Consider the following 22,720-nt stretch of genomic DNA (forward strand, 5'->3'; position numbering starts at 1 on the left):
CCTAGCTTTTGAATTCGTGACTGCCACGATTGAGCGCGGCGCCGCCACCGCGCCCGTTGCCTCCCCCAAGGCGGCTCCATCCGCCAGAACGCCCAAGAAGTCCGGACGGTTCCTGGGCTCGTCCAACGGTAAGAAAGTCGTGATGGCCGTCACGGGCGCCGTGATGGTGATCTTCCTCCTCAGCCACATGGCGGGCAACCTCAAGATCGTCCTCGGTAAGGACGCCTTCAACGAGTACGCCCATGCCCTGCGCACCATGCTCGAACCGTACGTGCCGTACCGGGCGATGCTCACGCTCGTGGAGATCGCCCTGGTCGTCTCGGTCGTCCTGCACATGTGGGCCGCCATCTCCCTCGCCCGCCGCGCCCGCCAGGCCAGGCCCGTCAAGTACGTGGCCAAGAAGTCCCAGGCCAACGGCTACGCCACGCACATCATGCGGTTCGGCGGCATCACGATCGCGCTGTTCGTGATCTGGCACCTGCTCGACCTCACCTTCGGCGTCGTCAACCCCAAGGGCTTCGACTCCACCCCGGCCGACCGCATGGTCGCCGGCTTCGACGCGTCCCGCTGGTGGGTGACGCTGATCTACGTCGTCGCCGTCGTCATGGTCGGCCTGCACCTGCGGCACGGCATCTGGAGCGGGTTCCAGACGCTCGGCTGGGCCAACCACACCCGCAACCGCGCCCTGCGCCCCCTCGCGGGCCTCGTGGCCGCGGTGCTGGTCGTCGGGTTCCTCATCCCGCCGCTCGCCATCACGTTCGGAGTGATCAAGTGAACTACACCGAAGGCCCCGAGATCAGGGACACCAAGGCGCCCTCGGGCCCCATCGAGGAGCGGTGGGAGAAGCGCAAGTTCAGCGCCAAACTGGTCAACCCCGCCAACAAGCGCAAGCTCACCGTCATCGTCGTCGGCACCGGCCTGGCCGGCGGCTCCGCCGCCGCCACCCTCGGCGAGCTGGGCTACAACGTCAAGTCGTTCTGCTACCAGGACTCCCCGCGCCGCGCCCACTCCATCGCCGCGCAGGGCGGCATCAACGCCGCGAAGAACTACCGCGGCGACGGCGACTCCGTCTACCGCCTCTTCTACGACACCGTGAAGGGCGGCGACTTCCGCGCCCGCGAGTCGAACGTCTACCGGCTCGCCGAAGTCTCCGTGAACATCATCGACCAGGCCGTCGCCCAGGGCGTGCCCTTCGCCCGCGAGTACGGCGGCCTGCTCGACACCCGCTCCTTCGGCGGCGCCCAGGTGTCGCGCACCTTCTACGCCCGCGGCCAGACGGGGCAGCAGCTCCTGCTCGGCGCCTACCAGGCGCTGGAGCGGCAGGTCGCCGCCGGCACCGTCACCATGCACACCCGCCACGAGATGCTCGACCTGATCGTCTCCGACGGCCGGGCGCGCGGCATCATCGTCCGCGACATGGTCACCGGCGAGATCGAGCGGCACCTCGCCGACGCCGTCGTCCTGGCCACCGGCGGGTACGGCAACGTCTTCTACCTGTCCACCAACGCCAAGGGCTGCAACACCACGGCCATCTGGCGGGCCCACGAGCGCGGCGCCTACTTCGCCAACCCCTGCTACACGCAGATCCACCCGACCTGCATCCCCGTCTCCGGCGAGTACCAGTCGAAGCTGACGCTGATGTCGGAGTCGCTGCGCAACGACGGCCGCGTGTGGGTGCCCCTGAAGAAGAACGACACCCGCGCCCCCGGCGACATCCCCGAGGAAGAGCGCGACTACTACCTGGAGCGCATCTACCCGTCGTTCGGCAACCTCGTGCCGCGCGACATCGCCTCCCGCGCCGCCAAGAACGTCTGCGACGAAGGCCGCGGCGTCGGCCCCGGCGGCCTCGGCGTCTACCTCGACTTCCGCGACGCCATCGCGCGCCTCGGCCGCGACGCCGTCGAGAAGAAGTACGGCAACCTCTTCGAGATGTACGAGCGCATCACCGGCGAGAACCCGTACGACGTGCCGATGCGCATCTACCCCGCCGTCCACTACACGATGGGCGGCCTGTGGGTGGACTACGACCTGCAGTCCACCGTCCCCGGCCTGTTCGTCATCGGCGAGGCCAACTTCTCCGACCACGGCGCCAACAGGCTCGGCGCGTCCGCGCTCATGCAGGGCCTCGCCGACGGGTACTTCGTGCTGCCGACCACCATCGGCGACTACCTCGCCAGCGGCCCGTACGGCGACGTCGACGAGGAGGCCGTCGCCGAGGCCGAGGTGAAGGTCCGGACGAAGATCGACCGGCTGCTGTCGGTCAACGGCGACCGCACGCCCGACTCCTTCCACCGCGAGCTGGGCAAGCTCATGTGGGACTTCTGCGGCATGGAGCGCACCGAGGAGTCGCTGCGCAAGGCCCTCGACCGCATCCCCGAGCTGCGCGAGGAGTTCTGGCAGAACGTCAAGGTCAGCGGCACCGCCGAAGAGCTCAACCAGGTGCTGGAGAAGGCCGGCCGCGTCGCCGACTTCTTCGACCTGGCCGAGCTCATGTGCCTCGACGCGCTCGTACGCTCCGAGTCCTGCGGCGGCCACTTCCGGGCCGAGTCCCAGGACGCCGACGGCGAGGCGCTGCGCGACGACGAGCACTTCGCCCACGTGTCGGCCTGGGAGCACAGCCCGGACGGGCCGGTGCTGCACAAGGAACCGCTCGAGTACGAGTACGTCAAGATGACCCAGCGGAGTTACAAGTGAACCTGACCCTCAAGGTCTGGCGTCAGAGCGGCCCCAAGGACGCCGGGCGGATGGTGACGTACCGGGTCGAGGACGTCTCGCCCGACATGTCCTTCCTGGAGATGCTGGACGTCCTCAACGAGCGGCTCATCGTCGAAGGCGACGACCCGATCGCGTTCGACCACGACTGCCGCGAAGGCATCTGCGGCATGTGCGGCATGGTCATCAACGGCGTGCCGCACGGCGAGCAGCGCGCCACCACGACCTGCCAGCTCCACATGCGGCACTTCGAGGACGGCGCCGTCATCACCATCGAGCCGTGGCGCGCCGCGCCGTTCCCGGTGGTCAAGGACCTCGTCGTCGACAGGAGCTCGTTCGACCGCATCATCCAGGCGGGCGGCTTCGTCTCCGTCCCCGCCGGGTCCGCGCCCGACGCGCACAGCGTCCCCGTCCGCAAGGAGGACGCGGACGACGCGTTCGACGCCGCCACCTGCATCGGCTGCGGCGCCTGCGTCGCGGCCTGCCCCAACGGCTCCGCGTCGCTCTTCACCGCCGCCAAGATCACCCACCTGAGCCTGCTGCCGCAGGGCCAGCCCGAGCGCCTCACCCGCGCCAAGGCCATGGTCGAGCAGATGGACGCGGAGGGCTTCGGCGGCTGCACCAACACCGGCGAATGCACAGCGGTCTGCCCGAAGGGCATCTCGCTGGACACGATCGCCCAGATGAACAGCGACTACCTGAAGGCGAACGCCAAGTAGTCCCCTCTACCCGGCCCACCCACCCGCGCCCGCGGTGGGTGGGCCGCTGCCATGTCCGGGGAAGCACACCCACCCGTTGCCCCTCTGGGGTGTTGCCCGTTCTGCTGTGGTGGTCGTGGTGGTGCTTGGCTCTTGGGCTTGGGGCAAGGCGTCGGCCGGTGGGGTCTCGCCCGTTGCCTGTCTGGGGTGTTGCCCGTCGGGGGCCCGCCCCGTCGTGGTGGTCGTGGTGGTGCGCGGCTCTCGGGGGGTCGTGGTGGCGTCGGCCGGTGGGGTCCCGCCCGTTGCCTGTCTGGGGTGTTGCCCGTCGGGGGCCCGCCCTGTCGTGGTGGTTTCGGGGGTGTGTGGGCGGGAGGCGGTTCGTGGTTTTTGGCTCGTGGGGTTGGGGCGACGCGTCGGCCGTTAGGGTTCCCGCTTTGTTGCCTGTCTGAGGGGTTGCCCGTTGGGAGTCCGCCCTGCTGTGGTGGTTGTGGTTGCCCGGGGTTGTGGTGGTTGTTGGCTTCTGGGCAGTGGTGGTGGCGTTGGGCGTGCGGCGCGTCGCCTGGCGGCGCAGGCTACGCCGAGCGCTTCTCGCTGCTGAGGACGGTGGCCAAGATGGAGAGAAGGACCCTGCGGAATGCGCCCAGGTCTGAGGCCTTGTGCCTGAAGTGATGGGGCCGGTTCTGATCCGTGAGTGATTGTCGGCATCTGCGGATCGGTCTGCTGGATCAGGGCGGCGGACGACGCCGGGCTGTACGCGGCGCGGGAGTGGTCAGGCCCGTGCCTCGGCGTCCTGGAGCCAGAGGGCGAAGCGGCGGGCCAGGGAGGGCGGGTTGAGGCGGCGGATCCATTCCGACTCCCGCGCCGGATCCTCATGGTCGGAGACCGCGAAGACGACGACGGTGTCCGGTGCCGGGACGAGGACGCCTTCGGCGAGGAGCGCTTCCAACGTCGCCACGCACGCTTCGAACACGTCCCCCCGCCGCGTTGTGAGCTCCGAGCTCCGGGCGCCTGACGAGAGATCCAGCAGGCGCCGGTTGAGATCGGCGAAGTGTTCGTGGCCGAAGCCTTCCAGTGCCCATTCGCCGGGGGTCCAGCGGTAATACTCGGCGTCCTCGGGGTCGGTCGCCTGCGCGCGGGCGAGGTGTGCCCGAGTGTTGACGGCGCATCCGACCGACGTCGCGGCGGCGTCGGAGTAGAGGGCGTAGCCACAGTGCCGCGCGCTCCGGGCAGGGCCTACGAGGTCGGTGAAGGCGTTACGCGCGGCGTGCAGCAACCCGACCCGCAGCGCGTCGGGAACAGGGGCCGGAATCGGCGTCACTTGGCGCCCTCCATTGGCTGCTCCTCGTGGCGGGGCGATCCTCTCACACGCCGTGATGCGGCAGGCCGGCGTGACTGGGGTCCTGGTAGGCATCCTTCGCTTCGGCGGGTGCACCCCGTCCGCCCGCATGTACAGGTGGTCACTGCTCGTGAGGTCGCGCTGTTGGAGGGCGGCGCGGTCGTCCTGCCACTGCTTCGTCCGCCGGGTCGAGGGCGGCCGTCGACAGCCCGGCCGCCGAGCCGGGAAACCACTCCGGCGCGGGCACGAAGCTCCCCGAGGACGGCCCGTGCAGGTAGGGCAGCGGCGGCGCCTCGCTGACCTTGGGCGACTTGCGGCACCACGGCCGGAGGATCTCCGAGGAGAACCGCATCCGCTCTCCGGTGGGCCGCGTCCACCGGCTTGTCGTTCACACGCGGGGCCGTGACCTGGACGGGGGGCCGCGCAGTCGCCGTCGGCATGGTGAAGAAGTCGCCGCGCGGTGTTCGGCGGGTGTCCTGGGGTCCTCGGCGGTGGTCAGCGTTTGCGGGCCAGGAGCTGGATCGCCTGGGAGCGGTGGCCGTTCATCGTGGTGACCTCGATCCGGTGCTCGTCCACGAGGTCGAAGTCCGACAGCAGGGCGCGTAGTTCCGCGATGTCGTGGTGCCGGCACACGGCGCCGTCGTCGGTGGCGAAGACCCCGTACGGTGTGCCGAAGCGTTCGGCGTGGGCGGTGTAGCGGCTGTGGTTGCGTTCGTCGTCCTGCAGGAGCACGTCGCTGATGTAGAGGAGCCCGCCGGGCGCCAGGACGCGGCTCAGCTCGGCGACCAGCGCTCGCTGGGCGGCGTCGTCGGGGACGCAGGTCAGCACCGCGAACAGCAGGACGACGTCGAAGCTCGCCGACGGGTGCGGCAGGTGCGGCGGGGACTCCAGGACGGCGAAGGGCAGGTCGGGCCGGAGGCTGCGGCCCCGCTCGATCAGCGCGGGAGACAGGTCCACGCCGGACACGTCCGAGAAGCCGTGCTCGCTCAGTTCGGCCATGACGCGGCCGTATCCGCAGCCGTAGTCGAGGACGCGGGCGTCAGGACTCACCCCTGCCAGCCAACCGACGTCCACCGGATGGGTGAAGGTCTTCGTCGCGCCGACGGTGTCCCAGTAGGCGAGCTGATGGCCGTGTTCCTTCATGCGAGTGCAGCATAGGCCGCCGTCAGCGGGACGGGGTGACCAGGTCGGCGTCGTAGGCCGCGATGACGAGTCGCACCAGGTGGCGGGGCGTCCGGTTCGGTGCGGGAGGAGGTTCGCGACGTGCGCCTTCGACCATGTCGTGCGGTCGCGCTGCCCGCCGCCTGCCCGCCGCCTGCGCGGCGTGCTCATGGCCGCGGACCGCCGGGTGCGGGCCGCGGCGAACCTCGACGGCACCTTCCACCTCGCGGTGCGGCGCGACCGGCCGTTCCTGCTGGTGGGGAGCGAGGCAGGCCACGTCCCCGGCAAGGACGGCACGTCGGACGAGAGCCGGCCCGGGATGAGCGGCTGGAAGCGCTGGCTGACGGTGGCGCGTACGGAGGGAACTTGCTTCACGGACCCCGCGTGCTGCCGGACTCCGGCGGCCTGCCCCGAGGCGCTCGCTGGAGATCACCCGCACGTCCGTGGGAGCCCTCTTCGACCTGCGCCTGAAGGGCGAGAAGCGGCCGCTGCCCGACGGCCCCTCGCCGGACGCCCGCGAGGTGGCCTTCCGCGCGCAGTGGCGGCCGCGACGCCGTTCACCTGATGGTCTGGACGCGTGCCGTCGCCGTGGCGACGGCGAGGAGTGTGTCGTCGGCGCTGTGGAGTTCGCCGGACAGGAAGCAGATCTCCTTGCCGCGTTTGACGACGCGGCCCCGGCCGGTGAGGCGTCCCGGGCGCGCGGGGCGGAGGAACTGCACGTGCAGATCGAGGGTGGGCGCGAACTGGTCTTCGCGCAGGGTCGCGACGAGCGCGGGGCCGAGGGTGTCGTCGAGCATGGCGGCGAGGAAGCCGCCCTGGACGACGCCGGCGGGGTTGAGGAACTGCTCACCGGCCTGGAACGCCACCTCGATGGCGCCCTGGGCGGGATCGACGTGGACGAGTTCCCAGCCGAGGAGCTGCGCGGCGGGCGGCGGGGCGGCGCGCCCGGCGAGGACGTCCCAGAACGGTCCGCGCCGGTCGGCGTGCGTGGTGTCCATGCGGGACGTTGAACCCGACGTGGTGTCCATGCGGGACGTTGAACCCGACGTGGTGTCCATGCGGGACATTGAACCCGAGGCCGCCGACAGAAACCGCGGTCGCGGCGGTGCTGCGCCTCGGTGGGCGTCCTTCCGGCTCGGTGGTGCGAGAGCTCGGCGGGCGTCCTTCGGGCTCGGCGGTGCTGTGCCTCGGTGGGCGTCCTTCGGGCTCGGTGGTGCGAGAGCTCGGCGGGCGTCCTTCGGGCTCGGTGGTGCGGGGGGTCAGCGGAGTCTCTCCAGCTCGGCGGTGGCGGCGCGCTGGATCGCCGCGGCCCGGGTCAGGTAGCCGAGGATCAGTTCGAGCTGCTCGTCGGTGTACTCGGCGTGGAGTTCCGCGAGGCCGTTCAGCAGGGGCTCGAAGACGTGGGCGGACCCGGCGAACGTGTCCGGGACGAACTCGACGATGGTCCGGCGCCGGTCCTTGGTGTCGCGGACGCGGCGGACGAGCTCCTTGGCTTCGAGCCGGTCGACGAGCCCGCTGACGGAGGCCGGCGCGAGCCCGGTGTGCTGGGCCAGCTCGCCCGCGGTGAGGGGGCCGTGCCGCTGCAGGAGGTCGAGGGTCTTCCATTCGCTGGGGCCGAGGCCGAGCAGCCCGCTCATCGCCGTGTGGTACATGACCGCGGCGTTGCTGGTCTCGCGACCCGCCCAGACGAGCGCTTCGAGCAGATTCTTTCGATGCTCCGAAATATCCATGGACATCCCTCTCCTTCCGTGGTTATTATTTCGTTCGACCGAACGAAAGGTTAGCGCGATGAAGGCACTGATCACAGGATGTGGCATCGCGGGCCCGGCCATGGCCATGGCCCTGCGGGAGGCGGGCATCGAGGCGGAGATCTTCGAGGCGTACGGCAAGGGGGCCGAAGGAGTCGGCGCCTTCCTCAACCTCGCCTCCAACGGGCTCGACGCGCTACGCGTGCTCGGGGCGCACCGGACGGTCATGGCCGCCGGCATCCCCACCCCGCGCATGGTCATGTGGAGCGGCACCGGCAAGCGGCTCGGCGAGGTGGCCAACGGCCTCGCCCTGGACGACGGCACCGTCAGCCACACGATCCTCCGCTCCGACCTCTACCGGGTCGTCCGGGACGAGGCCGTGGCGCGCGGCATCACCATCTCGTACGGCAAGCGGCTGGTCACCTTCGAGGAGACCGGCGACCGCGTGGTCGCCGGGTTCGAGGACGGGACGTGGGCCGAGGGCGACGTCCTCATCTGCGCGGAAGGGGTGCACTCGCGCACCCGCGCGCTGCTCGACCCACGCGGGCCACGGCCCCGCTACAGCGGCCTGTACGGGTTCGGCGGCATCACGAAGGTGCCCGGCCTGCCGGGCGAGCCGGGGACGTACCACATGATCTTCGGCAAGAAGGCGTTCTTCGGCTACACGGTGGCGGCGTCCGGCGAGACCTGGTGGTTCGCCAACCTGCCCCGCCGCCTCGGCGACGAGCCCGCCGACTGGAGGCCCGCGCTGGTCGAGGCGTTCGCCGGCGACCACAACGCCACGGCCGACCTGCTCCGCACCGCCGACCTCGGATCCGGCCTGCCCGTCTACGACCTGCCGCCGCTCGCCGGCTGGCACCGCGGCCGGGTCGTGCTGATCGGCGACGCCGCCCACGCCACCTCGCCCAGCGCGGGCCAGGGCGCGTCACTCGCCGTCGAGGACGCCGTCGTGCTCGCCAGGTGCCTGCGCGACGAGCCCGGCCACCAGCAGGCGTTCGCCCGCTACGAAGCCGAGCGGCGCGGCAGGGCCGAGCGCGTGGTGGCGTACTCGCGGCGGATCAGCAACAGCAAGGCGCCAGGGCCGGTGGGGCGCGTGTTCCGCGACCTCGTGATGCCGGCGTTCCTGAGGCGTGCCGCCGACCAGAAGTCACTGGGCTGGCTCTACCGCCACCACGTCACGCTCTGACGGGCCGGGCGGTTCCACCCGCACGGTTCCACGCGATCTTGTACGATCCGCTGGTCCCGGGGATCAAGGAGGCCGCATGCTCGCACATCTCACCGTCGCGCTGACCGCGACACTGACCATGACCCTCACCGTGCCCCTGACCGTGCCCCTTACCGGGGGCGCCGCCGACGTGCCGCAGCCGCGGCCGGGCCGTCTGCCGGGCGCCTCCGCGAGCGTCGTCGCGAACCTGGCCGGCCGGCCCGTCCAGCTCACGTCTTACAGCACGCTGGGCGACCGCGGCCTCAGCGCGTGGAACTGGGCCCCCGCCAGGCGGGCCTTCGTCCGGGGCGAGGACCCTGTCACCGTCTCGCCTGACGAGCGCTGGGAGGCGATCCTGCGGCGCGACACCAGGGCCGCGTCCGTCGTCCGCTTCCGCGACAGGAAGACGGGCAGGACCTCCGACGTCGAGCTGCCCGTCCCGGTCGAGCACACCGAGCACGGCGACCAGTACCTCGACACGCTGTGGCCCACCTGGTCCCCCGACGGCCGCCGGCTGCTGGTGAACGTCTTCGCGCCCGGGTCCGAGCCCCGCTCCGAGGGCGTCGTCCTCATCGACGTGCCCTCGCTCGAACCGCGCTTCGTCCGTATCGAGAAGGCGCTGATCACCGTCGGCGGCTTCCAGTGGACGCGCGACGGCGAGGGCGTCGTCGTCCGGTGGGGCAGGAACGGCAGCTCGTCCGTCCGCCTGTACGACCTGGACGGCCAGGTCAGGCGGACCTGGCACGTCCGCGGCAGGCCCGCCGGTCAGGGCCTGGGGACGTTCACCCCGTCCGGACGCCGGTTCGTCACCGCGTGCACCGCACTGGAGCAGGCGGCGTGCGTCTGGGACACCGCGACGGGCAAGGCGGTGACCCGGATCAGGCTCGCCTTCAACGAGAAGTGGGGGACCGTGCTCGGCTGGTACGACGAGAACCGCCTCCTCGCCTCTACCAAGGACGGCGTGGGCGTCGTGGACCTCAGGGGCGAGGTCGTCGAGACGCTGCTCAAGGCGGACGGGAAGGAGAACTTCCATGCGTCCTTCACCGCCCGCCGCCCGTCCTGACGCGGAACTCCTCAGCCCTTGTAGTTGAAGATCTGGTGCAGGGTGTGCTGCACCTCCACCAGGTCCCTCTGGTCGGCCATGACCTGGTCGATCGGCTTGTACGCCTCCGGGTGCTCGTCCACGAGGGCGGCGGCCCGGTCCGCGTTCCAGGTGCGGCCGCGCATCGCCTCGGCCAGGGAGGCCGCCGACAGCGCCCGCTTGGCCTTCGTCCGCGACATGCGGCGGCCCGCGCCGTGGGAGCAGGAGTGGTACGACTCCGGGTTCCCCCGGCCGCGCACGATGTACGAGCGGGTGCCCATCGAACCGGGGATGACGCCTTCGTCGCCCGTGTCGGCCTTGATCGCGCCCTTGCGGGTGATCCAGAGGGACCTGCCGAAGTGCGTCTCCCGCTGCGTGAAGTTGTGGTGGCAGTTGATCGTCCGGACCCGCTCGCCCCTGCCCACGACCGTGAACAGGGCGTCGACCAGGACCCTGTCCATGCGGGCGCGTGAGGCCATGGCGTAACGCTGCGCCCAGAGCATGTCCTCGACGTACGCCGTGAACTCCGGCGTGTTCTGCACCAGGTAGGCGAGGTCGGGGTCCTCCAGGCTCGCGTCCTGCTGCTTCATCAGGTTCTTGGCGCCCGTGATGTGCAGCTGGGCGAGCTGGTTGCCGATGCCGCGCGAGCCCGAGTGCAGGACCGTCCAGACCCGGTCGCGCTCGTCCAGGCAGACCTCGACGAAGTGGTTGCCGGAACCGAGCGTCCCGAACTGCTGCGAGACCTTCCTCTCCTGCCCCGTGTCGAGGGCGGTGTGGGGCAGGCCGAGGTCGCCCAGCGCGCTGTCGATGGACGGGTCGCTGTGTCCCTTGCCGACGCCCGCCGGGATGCGGTGCTCCACCATCGGCATGAGCGCGGCGAGGGTGTCGGGCAGGTCGGCGGCGGTCAGCGTGGTCTCGGTGGCCACCATGCCGCAGCCGATGTCCACGCCCACGGCGGCCGGGATGATCGCGTTCTCGGTGGGGATCACCGAGCCGACCGTCGCGCCGATGCCGACGTGCGCGTCCGGCATGAGAGCGACGTGGCCGGCCACGACTGGCAGGCGGGCGGTACGCGCGGCCTGCGTGATCGTGCCTTCGTCGATCTCGCTGGCCCACGACAGCAGGTTCGGTGCGGGCTGGTGCGGCATGACTGGAATCTCCTCACTGGTCGGTGATCAGTGTGACCTGATCAGGAAGGAGATCCCACTTATTTATCTCATGCGGCGCATTCCGTGGTTCGGCGACTCGGCCGCGGCGACGTCGTGGGCATGGACGGTCGCGTTCGCGGGTTTGCCGGAACGGCAACAGGAGTCGTGGGGGACGGGCCGGGAACGCCACGATCGGCACCGTAAGCACACGCCTGCTCGGGAGGACTCATGGCGGAGACGTTGGGAAACGCGCCCATTCATCGGTCGGTGTCCGCGCCGGCCGGGCGGATCCATCTCGTGGAGCAGGGGAGCGGACCGCTCGTCCTGCTGGTGCACGGGTTCCCCGAGTCCTGGTACTCGTGGCGTCACCAGTTGCCGGCGCTGGCCGCGCAGGGCTTCCGGGCCGTCGCCGTGGACGTCCGGGGTTACGGGCGTTCCTCCAAGCCGGCGGCGGTGGAGGCGTACCGGATGCTCGACCTGGTGGAGGACAACGTCGCGGTGGTGGAGGCGCTGGGCGAGCGGTCCGCGGTGATCGTCGGGCACGACTGGGGCGCGACCATCGCCGCCACGTCCGCGCTGGTCAGGCCGGACGTGTTCCGCGCGGTCGGGCTGCTCAGCGTGCCGTACACCCCGCCCGGGGGTCCCAGGCCCAGCGAGGTCTTCGCCCGCATGGGCGGCGCGGAGGAGTTCTACGTGTCGTACTTCCAGGAGCCGGGGCGGGCCGAGGCGGAGATCGAGCCCGACGTGCGCGGCTGGCTCGCCGGTTTCTACGCCGCGCTGTCGGCCGGCACGATGCCCCCGCCGGGCGCCCCCGACCCGCACTTCGTCAGCCCCGGGGGCAGGCTGCGCGACCGGTTCCCGTCGGGGCGGCTGCCGGACTGGCTCAGCGAGCAGGAGCTCGACGTGTACGCGGCGGAGTTCGAGCGTACGGGCATGACCGGGGCGCTGAACCGCTACCGGAACATGGACAGGGACTGGGAGGACCTGGCCGCGTGGGAGGGCGCGCCCATCACCCAGCCGTCGCTGTTCCTCGGAGGGGCGCTGGACGCCTCCACGACGTGGCTGTCCGAGGCGATCGCGGCCTACCCCGTGACGTTGCCGGGGCTGACGGTGTCGCGCGTCCTCGACGGCTGCGGCCACTTCCTGCAGCAGGAACGCCCAGAGGAGACCAACCGCCTCCTGACCGCCTGGCTCGCCTCCCTCCCCGCCTGAGGCGGTTCTGTCGGTCCGGGTGGCTACGCTCCGGCGCATGGAGACTCCTTCTGTACGTCTTGAGCCGTGGTCGCCTGACGACCTCGACCTCTTGCGGCGGCTGAACGCGCCGGAGATGACCGGGCACCTGGGCGGCCCCGAGACCGACGAGCAGGTGGAGGCGAGGCACGCCCGCTATCTGAAGCCCGGTGAGGCGGGTTCGGGCGGGATGTTCCGGGTGGCGCACGACGGCGTGGCCGTGGGCTCTGTCGGCTACTGGCAGCGGGAGTGGCGCGGCGAGACGGTGTACGAGACGGGCTGGGGCATCCTGCCGGAGTTCCAGGGCAGGGGCCTGGCGGGCGCGGCGGCCCGCGCGGTGGTGGGGCTGGCGAGGGCCGAGGGCAGGCACGCGCACCTGCACGCCTACCCGTCGGCGGGCAACGAGCCGTCCAACGCCGTGTGCCGCAGGGCGGGCTTCACGCTGCTGGGCGAGGTCGAGTTCGAGTACCCTCCGGGGCACTTCATGCGGTGCAACGACTGGCGCGCCGACCTCACGGCGTAGCGGCGGCCCAGGAGGCGGTGGTGTCGAGCCGGTCGCGCCACAGCTTCTCGCCCTGGCCGCCCGGCTCCCACCGGCCGCAGAAGTCGAGCAGGTCGCGGCAGCGGGCGAGCATGGCGGCGTGGCGTTCGGGCCAGGCGGGCAGGGGCTCGCCGTACGCCTCGCCGTACGCGCGGAAGAAGTGGCCGAGCAGCGGCGCGTGCTCGGGGTGGTGGCTGCGCACGATCCATTCGCACCAGGCGAGGTCCTCGACGGGGTGGCCGGGGTGCGCCCACTCCCAGTCGAGGATGGCGGCGGTCTCGTACGTGTCGGGGTCGAGCAGGAGGTTCTGCGGGCCGTAGTCGCCGTGCACGATGCCGAGCCGGTGGATGCGGGCGAGGAGCCGGCCGCACTCGGTGAGCACCTCGACGGCGCGGCCGTCGTCCAGGAGGTCCTGGCCGTGGGTGCCGGAGACGTACGCGGTGGTCAGGCTGGTCGAGGTGATCTGGTGGACGCGGGGCACCGGGAGCCGGCCGCGCAGGCGGCGCAGGTACCTGCTCTCCGTGCCCAGCCTGAACGCGGCCTCGGGGCCCTGGTAACACTTGACCACCAGGGCGCCGTCGCCGACCGTGCTGTTGGTGTACCCGTGCTCCACAGGGATCGATTCTGGCGCACGGGGCGGCCCGGACGGCACGGCGGCGCGCCATCGGCCGCAGGTCCGATACATCCTGTAAGAGCTGGGCAAACGGGGCATTCACCGCGAAACCTCCGCCTCGTCCGGGGTGAACGGGGCAACCGCGACCGTCCCCGGGGCGGCCACGGGATGCATGGTGTAAAGCCACCATGAGGTGCATCTCATGCGTCACGGGGCACATAGCAGAGCGACGTGGTGATGGTGGGACGTCAGGAGCGGATCTGACGGAGGCCCGCGGTGCCCGCCGTCCGCGACGTCGTGACCTCTGACGTCCGCGACCAGGAGGAGTGCTGGTGCTCCGCAACGGCCAGGCGCGCAACCTCGCGCTCGCCACGGCGGCCTTCGCCCTGACGTTCTGGGCCTGGAACCTCATCGGCCCGCTGTCCGGCAGCTACAGCAGACGGCTCGGGCTGTCGCCGACGGAGACGTCGCTGCTGGTCGCGATCCCGGTGCTGGTCGGCGCGCTCGGACGCATCCCCGTCGGGATCCTCGCCGACCGGCTGGGCGGGCGCAGGATGTTCGCCGTCATCTGCTTCGTGTCGATCGTGCCCGTCCTGTTCGTCGGGTTCTCCGACTCGTACGGGTGGCTGCTGCTGTGGGGATTCCTGCTCGGCATCCCCGGCACGTCGTTCGCGGTCGGCATCCCGTTCGTCAACGCCTGGTACACGCCGGAACGCAGGGGTTTCGCCACCGGCGTCTTCGGCGCGGGCATGGGCGGCACGGCGCTGTCGGCGTTCTTCACGCCGCGCCTGGCCGAGGCGTTCGGGCGGCCCGTCACGCACGTCATCATGGCGGTGGCGCTCGCCGTCATGGGCGTGATCATGCTGCTGGCCAGCCGCGACTCGCCGTCGTGGACGCCCGCGACCACCCCCGCGCTGCCCCGCATGCGCGAGGCCATGCGGATCAGGGCGACGTGGCAGTGCGCCTTCCTGTACGCGGTGGCCTTCGGCGGCTTCGTCGCCTTCTCCACGTACCTGCCGACGCTGCTGCAGGCCGTCTACCACTTCGCCCAGACCGACGCGGGGCTGCGCACGGCGGGGTTCTCGATCGCGGCGGTCGTCTCCAGGCCGCTCGGCGGGACCCTGTCCGACCGCGTCGGCCCGGTCAGGGTGCTGCTGCTGTCGTTCGCGGGCACCGCGCTCATGGCGCTCGTGCTGGCGTTCGAGCCGCCCGCCGAGCTGCCGGCCGGGGTCAGCTTCGTGCTCATGGCCTTCTTCCTGGGCCTCGGCACCGGCGGCGTGTTCGCCCTCGTGGCCAGGCTCGTCGAGCCTTCGCGGGTGGGCACGGTGACGGGGCTGGTGGGCGCGGCGGGCGGCCTCGGCGGCTACTTCCCGCCCCTCGTCATGGGCGCCGTGTACGCGGCCACGGGCGCGTACGCGATCGGGTACGGCCTGCTGGCGCTGACCGCGCTGGCCGCGCTCCTCTACACCTACCGCGCCTTCTCGAAGCTCCCGCAGCGGGACTGAACCGGGGCGGGCGGCACCGGCCCCGAGGTGATCGTTAGCCGGGCGAAAATCATTTGCCTGGTCAGCTCACGCCTTGCCACCCTGGTGAGGCTATGCGCTCCCTTCCCGACGCCGATCCCGGCGTGCCCGACATCCGCAGCCCGCTCCGCTACCTGTGGTGGAACGCCGGGCGGCAGCGCGGCGCGCTCCTGCTGGGCATGTGCTTCGCGACGGTCTGGTGGCTGGTGCAGGCGCTCGTCCCGGCGGTGCTCGGCAAGGGCGTCGACGCCGTCACCGACAAGGACGCGGCAGCGCTGCTGACCTGGTCGGGCATCCTGTTCGCCCTGGGCCTGGTGCAGGCCGCCACCGGCGTCATGCGCCACCGGCTGGCCGTCTACAACTGGCTCGCGGCGGCGTACCGCACGGTGCAGCTCACGGCGCGGCACGCGGCGCGGCTCGGCGCGACGCTGCCGAAGCGGCTGTCCACCGGCGAGGTGGTCAGCGTCGGCAACTCCGACATCGCCCACATCGGCAGCAGCATGGACATCCTGCTGCGCGGCTCCGGCTCGATCGTGGCGATCGTCGTCGTCACCGTGTACCTCATCTCGACGTCGCTGCCGCTCGGGCTGCTGGTGCTGTTCGGAGTGCCGCTCATGGCCGTGGCGGTGGGCCCGCTGCTCAGGCCGCTGCACCGGCGGCAGAAGGAGCAGCGCGACATCACCGGCGACCTGTCCACCAGGGCCGCCGACATCGTGTCGGGCCTGCGCGTGCTGCGCGGCATCGGCGGCGAGCAGGTGTTCGCCGGCCGCTACCGCGAGGAGTCGCAGCGGGTGCGGCACGCCGGGGTGCGCGTCGCCCGGGTCGAGTCGCTGCTCGAAGGGGCGCAGATCGTGCTGCCCGGCCTGCTGATCGCCGCGGTCACCGCGGTCGGCGCGTCGTTCGCCGTCGCCGACGAGATCAGCGTCGGCCAGCTCGTCTCCTTCTACACCTACGCCGTCTTCCTCATCGGCCCGCTGCGGACCCTGACGGAGATGGCCGACAAGCTCACCAAGGGCCATGTGGCGGCCAGGCGGGTCGTCCGCATCCTGGAGATGGAGCCCGAGGTGACCGGCGGCACGGGCCGCAGCGAGGGCGGCGTGCTGCGCGACTCGTACAGCGGGGTGACGCTCCAGCCGGGCTGGTTCACGGCGCTGGCGGCGAGCGCGCCCGAGGACGCCATCGCCATCGCCGACCGCCTCGGCCGGTACGCGCCTGGCGACGTCACCTTCGGCCGGACCGACCTGGCCGAGCTGCCGCTGCCCGAGGTCCGCTCCCGCATCCTGGTCGCCGACAACGGGGCCCGCCTGTTCACCGGCGCGCTCCGCGCCGAACTGGACGTCCGCGCCGACGACCGCGCGCAAGCGGGCGACGACGAGCGCGTGTGGCGGGCGCTGCGGGCCGCCTGCGCCGAGGACATCGTCGAGGCCCTGCCCGACGGGCTCGACGCGCCCGTGGCGGAGGCCGGGCGCGAGTTCTCCGGCGGGCAGCAGCAGCGGCTGCGGCTGGCCAGGGCGCTGCTCGCCGACCCCGAGGTGCTCATCCTGGTCGAGCCGACCAGCGCCGTCGACGCCCACAGCGAGGCGCGCATCGCCGAGCGCCTGGCCGCGGCCCGCGCCGGCAGGACCACCCTGGTCTGCACCACCAGCCCGCTGGTGCTCGACCGGGCCGACCACGTGATCTACGTCGAGGACGGCAGGGTGCTCGCCGAGGGCGCGCACCGCGAACTGCTCGACTCCTCGCCGCGCTACGCCGCGACCGTGACGAGAGGGGAGGACTGAGGATGGCTCGCGAGATCCTGCCGGTCGCCGACCGCAGGCAGGTACGCGCCTACGCCAGGCGGCTGACCCTGAAGTACCCGCGTCAGCTCACGCTCGCCCTCGCCCTGCACGGCCTCGCGGCCGTCGCCGGGCTGGCGGTGCCGTGGCAGCTCGGCGGCCTGGTGCAGGACGTCAAGGACGGCACGCCCGTCGACGTCGCGCTCGTCGCCCTCGCCATCGGCGGCTTCCTGCTGCTGCAGGGCGCGCTCGTCAGGTACGCGGTGTACGCCTCCGCGCGGCTGGGCGAGCAGGTGCTGGCCGAGCTGCGCGAGGAGTTCGTCGACCAGGTGCTGGCGCTGCCGCTGTCCACGGTGGAGCGGGCCGGTGCGGGAGATTTGATCACGAGGACGTCCCGCGACGTCGACTCGCTGTCGCGCACGGTGCGCCACGCGGTGCCGGAGACGCTGATCGCGCTGGTCACGTTCGTCATCACGGTGGGCGCGCTGGTGCTGGTCAGCCCGCTCCTCATGCTGCCCATGCTCATCGCGACGCCGCTCATCTGGCTGTCCACCCGCTGGTACCTGAAGCGGGCCCGCGACGGCTACCTGCGCGAGAACGCCGCGTACGCCGACATGACCGAGGGCCTGGCCGAGACCGTCGAGGGCGCCCGCGCGGTGGAGGCGCTGGGGCTCCAGGGCCGCAGGCGGGAGCGCACCGACGCCGACATCCGCCGCTCGTTCGCGGCGGAGCGGTACACGCTGGGCCTGCGCACCGTGTGGTTCCCCACGGTCGAGCTGGGCTACGTGATCCCGGTCGTGGCGACGCTGCTGGTGGGCGGCCTGTGCTACATCCGCGGCTGGGTGTCGCTCGAACAGGTCACCGTCGCCACCCTGTACGCGCAGCAGCTCATCGACCCGCTCGACCGTTTCCTCATGTGGATCGACGAGCTGCAGGTGGGCGGCGCCGCGATGGCGCGGCTGCTCGGCGTGGCGAACGTGCCCGACGACCGGGTGGCGACGTCCGCCAGGCCGCAGGGCGAGCTGCTGGAGGCGAGCGACGTCCGCTACGCCTACCGCGAGGGCCGCGACGTGCTGCACGGCGTGTCGCTGACGCTGAAACCGGGGGAGCGGCTGGCGATGGTGGGGCCGTCGGGCGCGGGCAAGTCCACGCTGGGGCGGCTGCTCGCGGGCATCCACGGCCCGCGTACGGGCGCGGTGACGGTGGGCGGGGTGCCCCTCGTGGACCTGCCCCTGGACGAGCTGCGCGGGCACGTCGCCCTGGTCACCCAGGAGCACCACGTGTTCAAGGGCAGCGTCCGCGACAACCTGCTGATCGCCAGGCCCGACGCCGGCGACGAGGAGGTGCGGTCGGCGCTCGCCGCGGTCGACTCCCTGGACTGGGTGCTCGCCCTGCCGGAGGGGCTCGACACCCAGGTGGGCTCGGGCGGCCTGGCCGTCTCGCCCGCCCAGGCGCAGCAGCTCGCGCTGGCCCGGCTGGTGCTGGCCGACCCGCACACGCTCGTGCTGGACGAGGCCACCTCGCTGATCGACCCGCGGGCCGCCCGCCGCCTGGAGCGGTCGCTGGCCGCGGTGCTGGAGGGCCGTACGGTGATCGCGATCGCGCACCGGCTCCACACGGCGCACGACGCCGACCGGGTGGCGGTCGTCGAGGACGGCCGCGTCAGCGAGCTGGGGTCGCACGAGGACCTGGTGGCGCGGGGCGGCTCGTACGCGGCGCTGTGGGAGAGCTGGCACGGCAAGGCGAGCTCCACCCGCACCTGACTGAACCGGCGCCACCCGCGCAGAGGCTCCACCCGCGCACAGGCTCCACCCGCGCAGAGGCGCCACCTGGCCGGCTCCACCGGCACCTGGCCGGGCGCCCCACGGCGGGCGCCCGGCCGGGTGGGCCTCAGCCCAGGGACTTCTTGAGGAAGTCGACCTGGAGGAGCAGCAGGTTCTCCGCGACGACCTCCTGCGGCGTCATGTGGGTGACGCCCGACAGCGGCAGCACGCTGTGCGGGCGTCCCGCCGCGAGCAGCGCCGACGACAGGCGCAGCGTGTGCGCCGCCACCACGTTGTCGTCGGCCAGGCCGTGGATCAGCAGGAGCGGGCGCTCCAGCTTGGCGGCGTCGGCGAACAGCGACGACTTGTCGTACACCTCGGGCTGCTCCTCGGGGTCGCCCAGGTAGCGCTCGGTGTAGCAGGTGTCGTACAGCCGCCAGTCGGTGACGGGCGCGCCCGCGACGGCGGCGTGGAAGACGTCGGGCCTGCGCAGCACCGCGAGCGCCGCGAGGAAGCCGCCGAACGACCAGCCGCGGATGGCGACCCGGCTCAGGTCGATGTCGTCGGGGTACTGCTCGGCGACGCCCTGCAGCGCGTCGATCTGGTCGTCCAGGACGGGGGTGGCGAGGTCGTTCAGCACCGCCCGCTCGAAGTCGGGGCCCCTGCCGGGGGTGCCGCGGCCGTCGGCCACGATCACGGCGAAGCCCTGCTCGGCGAACCACTGGCTCTCCAGGTACGCGCCGCGCCGGTTCAGCACGCGCTGCGCGTGCGGGCCGCCGTACGGGTCCATGAGCACCGGCAGCCTGGCCGACCCCTGCTCGTGCCAGGACGGCAGCACCACGGCGGTGGACAGCTCGCGGCGGCCGGAGCGGCCCAGCGAGACGCGCAGGTCGAGCCCCGGCCGCTCGGCGTACGACGGGACGGGGATGCCCGTGCCGTCGCGGCGGACGACGGTCGTGGAGACGCCTTCGGCGTCGAGCGTCTGCTCCGACAGCACGCCGACGCCCCCGGCCATCCGGCCGGAGAACACCCCGGAACGGGTGGAGACGGGCAGCAGCGAGTGGCCGTCCCACGTCCACAGGTGGATGTCGGCGGGGTCGCCGCCGCTGGCGCTGAACAGCACGCTGTCGTGGTCGACGTCGAGCACGGCCCGCACCTGGAGCGTCGGCGGCGTGACCGCGCGGTCGCCGACGAACAGCCGGTGGCCGCCCTCCGACGCCGCCACCCACACCAGCGAGCCGTCGTCGAGGTGGGCGGGGACGCCGGAGACGATGTCCACCCAGGCCGGGTCGGTGTCCTCGCGCACCAGCGTGGACGCGCCGGTCGCCGGATCGACGTCGAACAGCCGCATCGTCTTCTGGTCGCGGGTGAGCGTCACGATCGACAGCGCGTGGGAGTCCCACGACGCCGCCGCGAGGTACTCCTCCTCGAACGGCACCGCGACGCGCGACCCGTCGAGGCCGAACACGAAGAGCTGGACGTCGGCGTTGGGCGTGCCCGCCGCCGGGTAGCGCTGCTCGGTGGCGGGGCGTGCGGGGTTGGCCGGGTCGGCGATGTACCAGGTGCGCACGGGCGCCTCGTCGGCCCGCTCGACCAGCAGCGCGTCGCTCGACGGCGACCACCAGTGGCCGCGCATGCGGTCCATCTCCTCGGCCGCGATGAACTCCGCCAGCCCGTACGTCACCGTGGGCGACTCGGGCGTGGCGAGCGCGAGGTCGGCGCCCGTGGCGAGGTCCTGCACGCGCAGCGCGCCGCCGGTGACGTAGGCGACGTGGCGGCCGTCGGGGGAGAGCCGGGGGTCGATGACCGGGCCCGGCGTGTCGAGCCCGCGCACCTCGCCGCTCGCCAGGTCGGCGACGTGCAGCGCGCCGGACAGCGCGAAGACGGCCGTGGTCACGTCCTTGTCGGTGCTGTAGGCGACGACGCCGCCCGCCTGCTCGCGGCTGCGCTCGCGCCTGGCCCGCTCCTCGGGCGGGAGGTTCTCCTCGTCCTGGCTGAGCGTGCGCGGGTCGATCACGAGGCGTTCGACGTGGGTCTCGGTGTCGAGCTCCCACAGGCACGTCACCGGGTCGGTGCCGGACTTCGTGCGCAGGAAGACCACCCGGCCGCCGTCCGGGGAGATGGTGAAGCCCCTGGGCACCCCGAGGGTGAACCGGCGGGTCCTGGCAGACAGACGCGGGAAGCTCTCACTCATGGGGCCAATCCTGCCAGGAACGCGCCATTGTTACGCTCATGGCCATGACTGACCGACGGCTCCTGCTCGTGCACGCCCACCCGGACGACGAGTCGATTGGCACCGGCGCCACGATGGCCAAGTACGTCGCGGAAGGGGCCCACGTCACGCTGGTGACGTGCACCCTCGGCGAGGAGGGGGAGGTCATCCCCGGCGACCTCGCGCACCTGGCGTCCGACCGTGACGACGCGCTCGGCCCGTACCGCGTGGGCGAGCTGGCGGCCGCCTGCGCCGCGCTGGGCGTCGAGGACCACCGCTTCCTCGGCGGGCAGGGGCGCTGGCGCGACTCCGGCATGATGGGCGCGGCCACGAACGAGCGGCCCCAGGCGTTCTGGCGGGCCGACCTGGACGAGGCGGCGGGCGAGCTCGTCAAGATCATCCGCGAGGTGCGCCCGCAGGTGCTCGTCACCTACGACGGCAACGGCTTCTACGGCCACCCCGACCACATCCAGGCGCACCGGGTGGCGCACCGGGCGTTCGAGCTGGCCGCCGAGCCCGGCTTCGGCGAGGGCCGGGCGTGGCAGGTCGCCAAGCTCTACCACACGGCGCACCCGCGGTCGGTGCTGCGGCGCACCGTCGAGGCGCTGCGCGAGGCCGACCACGGCTTCGTCGTCGAGGACGTGGACGACCTGCCGTTCGGCACCCCGGACGAGGACATCACCACCGAGATCGACGCCAGGCCCTGGATCGGGAACAAGATGGAGGCCATGCGGGCGCACGCCACGCAGATCACCGTCGCCGACCCGTGGTTCGCGCTGTCGAACAACGTCGGCCAGGAGGTGCTGGGCGTCGAGCACTACGTGCTGGCCGTCGGGGTCCCGGGCCGGGCCGTGCCCGGCCCGGCGGTCGAGGCGGGCGGGCTCGGCGAGCCCCACAACCGCGAGAACGATCTGTTCGCGGGCATCGGCTAACCTCGGTCCACATGGAACATCGCAGCCACGCCGAGTCGGCCTTGGGCGGGGCGGCGTACGGCATGCTCTTCGTGCTGGGCGTCGTCATGGGGGTCGTGGGCGGCTTCACCCACCCGGTGGGGCAGGCCGGGCCGGTGCCGGTGGCCGCCGTCTGCTGGGTGCTGGCGCTGTTCGGGGTCTGTCTCGGCGCGGGCAGGCTCATGCGCACCCGGCTGGGCGTGGTCGCCCCGGCGCTCGGGTGGCTGCTCGTCACGATGCCGTTCACGCTGCAGCTCGGCTCGGGCGACCTGGTGATCGCCCAGGGGGCCGCGGGTTACGTCTACCTGTACGGGGGGTTGGTGGCCCTGGTGGCGGCGTTCCTCATGTCCCCGTCGTCGCACCGCGGCGGCTCGTGGCTCCTGCATGGCTACGTCCCGAAGGACTCCTGACAGGGCGGTGCGCGGCGGAAGGTCCGCTTCCTCACACCTAAGAACATTCTGTTTGGAGCCCTACGCGGCATAAAGTAACGTTCGTGCGTTTTCTAGAGCGGCCGGTGGACTCCCGTACCTATCGCAAAGTCGTCGGCCGCTTCGCCACCGGTGTGGCGGTCGTCACCACCCGGGTCGGCGACGTCGATCACGCCATGACCGTGAACTCGTTCACCTCCGTCTCCCTCGACCCGCTGCTGGTGCTGTTCTGCGCCGAGAAGGTGGCGCGGTTCCACGCGGCGGTGCTGGAGGCGGGCGTGTGGGGCGTCTCGGTGCTGCCGGCGTCGATGGAGGACGCCTCACGCTTCTTCGCCCACCGCGGACGTCCGCTGGACGGCCAGCTCGCCCGGTGGCGCCACCACCGCGGGGCGTCGGGCGTGGCGCTCTTCGACGGGGCGCTCGCCACGCTGGAGTGCTCGACGAAGGACGTCCACGACGGCGGCGACCACTCGATCGTCGTCGGCGCGGTGACCGCCCTGGCCGCCCCGTCCGACGACGCGCCGCTCCTGTACTACGACGGCGGCTACGGCACCCTCTGACCCGGCTCCCGGCACGGAGCGGCGGCCGTCCCGCCGC

Annotated in this window: 21 protein-coding genes; 13 read left to right on the plus strand and 8 right to left on the minus strand. The window is 72.1% G+C overall.

The genetic code is table 11. The features are described from left to right. The first annotated feature begins 16 nt into the window (after nucleotides 1-16). The 3 genes from BMX74_RS02520 to BMX74_RS02530 are packed head-to-tail and all read left to right on the plus strand — an operon-like array spanning nucleotide 17 to nucleotide 3,431. Nucleotides 17-775, plus strand: coding sequence for a succinate dehydrogenase cytochrome b subunit (locus BMX74_RS02520; RefSeq protein ID WP_082535540.1), 759 nt, complete (start codon nucleotides 17-19; stop codon nucleotides 773-775). Further along, the gene (locus BMX74_RS02525) at nucleotides 772-2,694 is read left to right on the plus strand and encodes a fumarate reductase/succinate dehydrogenase flavoprotein subunit (protein ID WP_091097908.1); all 1,923 of its coding nucleotides are present in this window, start codon (nucleotides 772-774) and stop codon (nucleotides 2,692-2,694) included. Before BMX74_RS02520 ends, BMX74_RS02525 begins: the two co-directional genes overlap by 4 nt. Then, nucleotides 2,691-3,431 carry a succinate dehydrogenase/fumarate reductase iron-sulfur subunit gene (locus tag BMX74_RS02530; protein WP_055508348.1) on the plus strand — a complete coding sequence of 247 codons (741 nt, stop codon included), beginning with the start codon at nucleotides 2,691-2,693 and terminating at the stop codon, nucleotides 3,429-3,431. The genes BMX74_RS02525 and BMX74_RS02530 overlap by 4 nt, the downstream gene beginning before the upstream one ends. Nucleotides 3,432-4,179: 748 nt before the next feature. Here the strand turns inward: BMX74_RS02530 and BMX74_RS43740 are convergent. The 5 genes from BMX74_RS43740 to BMX74_RS02550 all read right to left on the minus strand — a co-directional run bounded on the left by BMX74_RS43740 (nucleotide 4,180) and on the right by BMX74_RS02550 (nucleotide 7,637). Next, entirely contained in the window at nucleotides 4,180-4,728 is a 549-nt protein-coding gene (locus tag BMX74_RS43740) for a DUF4303 domain-containing protein (RefSeq protein WP_055508350.1), read from the minus strand. Nucleotides 4,729-4,867: 139 nt separating this feature from the next. Continuing rightward, complete coding sequence (locus BMX74_RS02535; RefSeq protein WP_176573557.1) at nucleotides 4,868-5,098, minus strand: hypothetical protein; 231 nt, start codon at nucleotides 5,096-5,098, stop codon at nucleotides 4,868-4,870. A 143-nt stretch (nucleotides 5,099-5,241) separates the two neighbouring features. Then, a complete protein-coding gene (locus BMX74_RS02540; protein WP_091097911.1) occupies nucleotides 5,242-5,889 on the minus strand; it encodes a class I SAM-dependent methyltransferase in 648 nt (215 codons plus the stop codon). 575 nt (nucleotides 5,890-6,464) lie between these two features. After that, complete coding sequence (locus BMX74_RS02545) at nucleotides 6,465-6,905, minus strand: PaaI family thioesterase (RefSeq protein ID WP_055508356.1); 441 nt, start codon at nucleotides 6,903-6,905, stop codon at nucleotides 6,465-6,467. A gap of 261 nt (nucleotides 6,906-7,166) precedes the next feature. Then, nucleotides 7,167-7,637, minus strand: coding sequence for a MarR family winged helix-turn-helix transcriptional regulator (locus tag BMX74_RS02550; RefSeq protein WP_201784762.1), 471 nt, complete (start codon nucleotides 7,635-7,637; stop codon nucleotides 7,167-7,169). Between the two features lie 58 nt (nucleotides 7,638-7,695). Between BMX74_RS02550 and BMX74_RS02555 the strand changes: the two genes are divergently transcribed. Then, nucleotides 7,696-8,841 (plus strand): FAD-dependent oxidoreductase, encoded by a 1,146-nt coding sequence (locus BMX74_RS02555; RefSeq protein WP_091097913.1) that lies wholly within the window; start codon nucleotides 7,696-7,698, stop codon nucleotides 8,839-8,841. A 76-nt stretch (nucleotides 8,842-8,917) separates the two neighbouring features. Further along, nucleotides 8,918-9,922: a hypothetical protein gene (locus BMX74_RS02560; protein ID WP_055508362.1), complete on the plus strand. Its 1,005-nt coding sequence runs from the start codon at nucleotides 8,918-8,920 to the stop codon at nucleotides 9,920-9,922. An 11-nt stretch (nucleotides 9,923-9,933) separates the two neighbouring features. Here the strand turns inward: BMX74_RS02560 and BMX74_RS02565 are convergent, their stop codons facing one another. Continuing rightward, nucleotides 9,934-11,088 carry an RtcB family protein gene (locus tag BMX74_RS02565; RefSeq protein WP_055508367.1) on the minus strand — a complete coding sequence of 385 codons (1,155 nt, stop codon included), beginning with the start codon at nucleotides 11,086-11,088 and terminating at the stop codon, nucleotides 9,934-9,936. 228 nt (nucleotides 11,089-11,316) lie between these two features. Between BMX74_RS02565 and BMX74_RS02570 the strand changes: the two genes are divergently transcribed. Both BMX74_RS02570 and BMX74_RS02575 read left to right on the plus strand, forming a co-directional pair. Next, nucleotides 11,317-12,300: an alpha/beta fold hydrolase gene (locus tag BMX74_RS02570; protein ID WP_091097916.1), complete on the plus strand. Its 984-nt coding sequence runs from the start codon at nucleotides 11,317-11,319 to the stop codon at nucleotides 12,298-12,300. Between the two features lie 37 nt (nucleotides 12,301-12,337). Continuing rightward, entirely contained in the window at nucleotides 12,338-12,841 is a 504-nt protein-coding gene (locus BMX74_RS02575) for a GNAT family N-acetyltransferase (protein WP_055508371.1), read from the plus strand. Here BMX74_RS02575 and BMX74_RS02580 read toward each other — a convergent pair. After that, a complete protein-coding gene (locus BMX74_RS02580; RefSeq protein ID WP_091097918.1) occupies nucleotides 12,831-13,472 on the minus strand; it encodes a phosphotransferase in 642 nt (213 codons plus the stop codon). The genes BMX74_RS02575 and BMX74_RS02580 overlap by 11 nt on opposite strands. Nucleotides 13,473-13,804: 332 nt before the next feature. On the opposite strand from BMX74_RS02580, the gene BMX74_RS02585 reads away from it, so the two are divergent. The 3 genes from BMX74_RS02585 (at nucleotide 13,805) to BMX74_RS02595 (ending at nucleotide 18,533) form a co-directional block, all read left to right on the plus strand. Beyond that, nucleotides 13,805-14,977, plus strand: coding sequence for an MFS transporter (locus BMX74_RS02585; RefSeq protein ID WP_176573559.1), 1,173 nt, complete (start codon nucleotides 13,805-13,807; stop codon nucleotides 14,975-14,977). A gap of 92 nt (nucleotides 14,978-15,069) precedes the next feature. Further along, nucleotides 15,070-16,773: an ABC transporter ATP-binding protein gene (locus tag BMX74_RS02590; protein WP_091097920.1), complete on the plus strand. Its 1,704-nt coding sequence runs from the start codon at nucleotides 15,070-15,072 to the stop codon at nucleotides 16,771-16,773. A 2-nt stretch (nucleotides 16,774-16,775) separates the two neighbouring features. Continuing rightward, the gene (locus tag BMX74_RS02595) at nucleotides 16,776-18,533 is read left to right on the plus strand and encodes an ABC transporter ATP-binding protein (protein WP_055508379.1); all 1,758 of its coding nucleotides are present in this window, start codon (nucleotides 16,776-16,778) and stop codon (nucleotides 18,531-18,533) included. A 127-nt stretch (nucleotides 18,534-18,660) separates the two neighbouring features. Here the strand turns inward: BMX74_RS02595 and BMX74_RS02600 are convergent, their stop codons facing one another. Continuing rightward, complete coding sequence (locus BMX74_RS02600) at nucleotides 18,661-20,727, minus strand: S9 family peptidase (RefSeq protein ID WP_091097922.1); 2,067 nt, start codon at nucleotides 20,725-20,727, stop codon at nucleotides 18,661-18,663. Between the two features lie 44 nt (nucleotides 20,728-20,771). Here BMX74_RS02600 and mshB point away from each other — a divergent pair, with 44 nt between their 5' ends. From mshB to BMX74_RS02615, 3 genes are all read left to right on the plus strand, one after another. Continuing rightward, nucleotides 20,772-21,677 (plus strand): N-acetyl-1-D-myo-inositol-2-amino-2-deoxy-alpha-D-glucopyranoside deacetylase, encoded by a 906-nt coding sequence (mshB, locus tag BMX74_RS02605; RefSeq protein WP_055508653.1) that lies wholly within the window; start codon nucleotides 20,772-20,774, stop codon nucleotides 21,675-21,677. An 11-nt stretch (nucleotides 21,678-21,688) separates the two neighbouring features. Continuing rightward, complete coding sequence (locus BMX74_RS02610; protein ID WP_055508383.1) at nucleotides 21,689-22,105, plus strand: DUF6113 family protein; 417 nt, start codon at nucleotides 21,689-21,691, stop codon at nucleotides 22,103-22,105. 83 nt (nucleotides 22,106-22,188) lie between these two features. Continuing rightward, nucleotides 22,189-22,683, plus strand: coding sequence for a flavin reductase family protein (locus tag BMX74_RS02615; RefSeq protein WP_236715091.1), 495 nt, complete (start codon nucleotides 22,189-22,191; stop codon nucleotides 22,681-22,683). Nucleotides 22,684-22,720 lie beyond the last annotated feature (37 nt).

It is taken from the genome of Nonomuraea pusilla, assembly GCF_900109355.1.
Classification (GTDB): Bacteria; Actinomycetota; Actinomycetes; order Streptosporangiales; family Streptosporangiaceae; genus Nonomuraea; species Nonomuraea pusilla.

Bases quoted from the DNA above. Each gene is read 5' to 3' on its own strand.
- BMX74_RS02535 (WP_176573557.1), bottom strand. From the start codon at position 5,098: ATGCGGTTCTCCTCGGAGATCCTCCGGCCGTGGTGCCGCAAGTCGCCC.
- BMX74_RS02540 (WP_091097911.1), bottom strand. From the start codon at position 5,889: ATGAAGGAACACGGCCATCAGCTCGCCTACTGGGACACCGTCGGCGCG.
- BMX74_RS02545 (WP_055508356.1), bottom strand. From the start codon at position 6,905: ATGGACACCACGCACGCCGACCGGCGCGGACCGTTCTGGGACGTCCTC.
- BMX74_RS02550 (WP_201784762.1), bottom strand. From the start codon at position 7,637: ATGGATATTTCGGAGCATCGAAAGAATCTGCTCGAAGCGCTCGTCTGG.
- BMX74_RS02555 (WP_091097913.1), top strand. From the start codon at position 7,696: ATGAAGGCACTGATCACAGGATGTGGCATCGCGGGCCCGGCCATGGCC.
- BMX74_RS02560 (WP_055508362.1), top strand. From the start codon at position 8,918: ATGCTCGCACATCTCACCGTCGCGCTGACCGCGACACTGACCATGACC.
- BMX74_RS02565 (WP_055508367.1), bottom strand. From the start codon at position 11,088: ATGCCGCACCAGCCCGCACCGAACCTGCTGTCGTGGGCCAGCGAGATC.
- BMX74_RS02570 (WP_091097916.1), top strand. From the start codon at position 11,317: ATGGCGGAGACGTTGGGAAACGCGCCCATTCATCGGTCGGTGTCCGCG.
- BMX74_RS02575 (WP_055508371.1), top strand. From the start codon at position 12,338: ATGGAGACTCCTTCTGTACGTCTTGAGCCGTGGTCGCCTGACGACCTC.
- BMX74_RS02590 (WP_091097920.1), top strand. From the start codon at position 15,070: ATGCGCTCCCTTCCCGACGCCGATCCCGGCGTGCCCGACATCCGCAGC.
- BMX74_RS02595 (WP_055508379.1), top strand. From the start codon at position 16,776: ATGGCTCGCGAGATCCTGCCGGTCGCCGACCGCAGGCAGGTACGCGCC.
- BMX74_RS02600 (WP_091097922.1), bottom strand. From the start codon at position 20,727: ATGAGTGAGAGCTTCCCGCGTCTGTCTGCCAGGACCCGCCGGTTCACC.
- mshB (WP_055508653.1), top strand. From the start codon at position 20,772: ATGACTGACCGACGGCTCCTGCTCGTGCACGCCCACCCGGACGACGAG.
- BMX74_RS02610 (WP_055508383.1), top strand. From the start codon at position 21,689: ATGGAACATCGCAGCCACGCCGAGTCGGCCTTGGGCGGGGCGGCGTAC.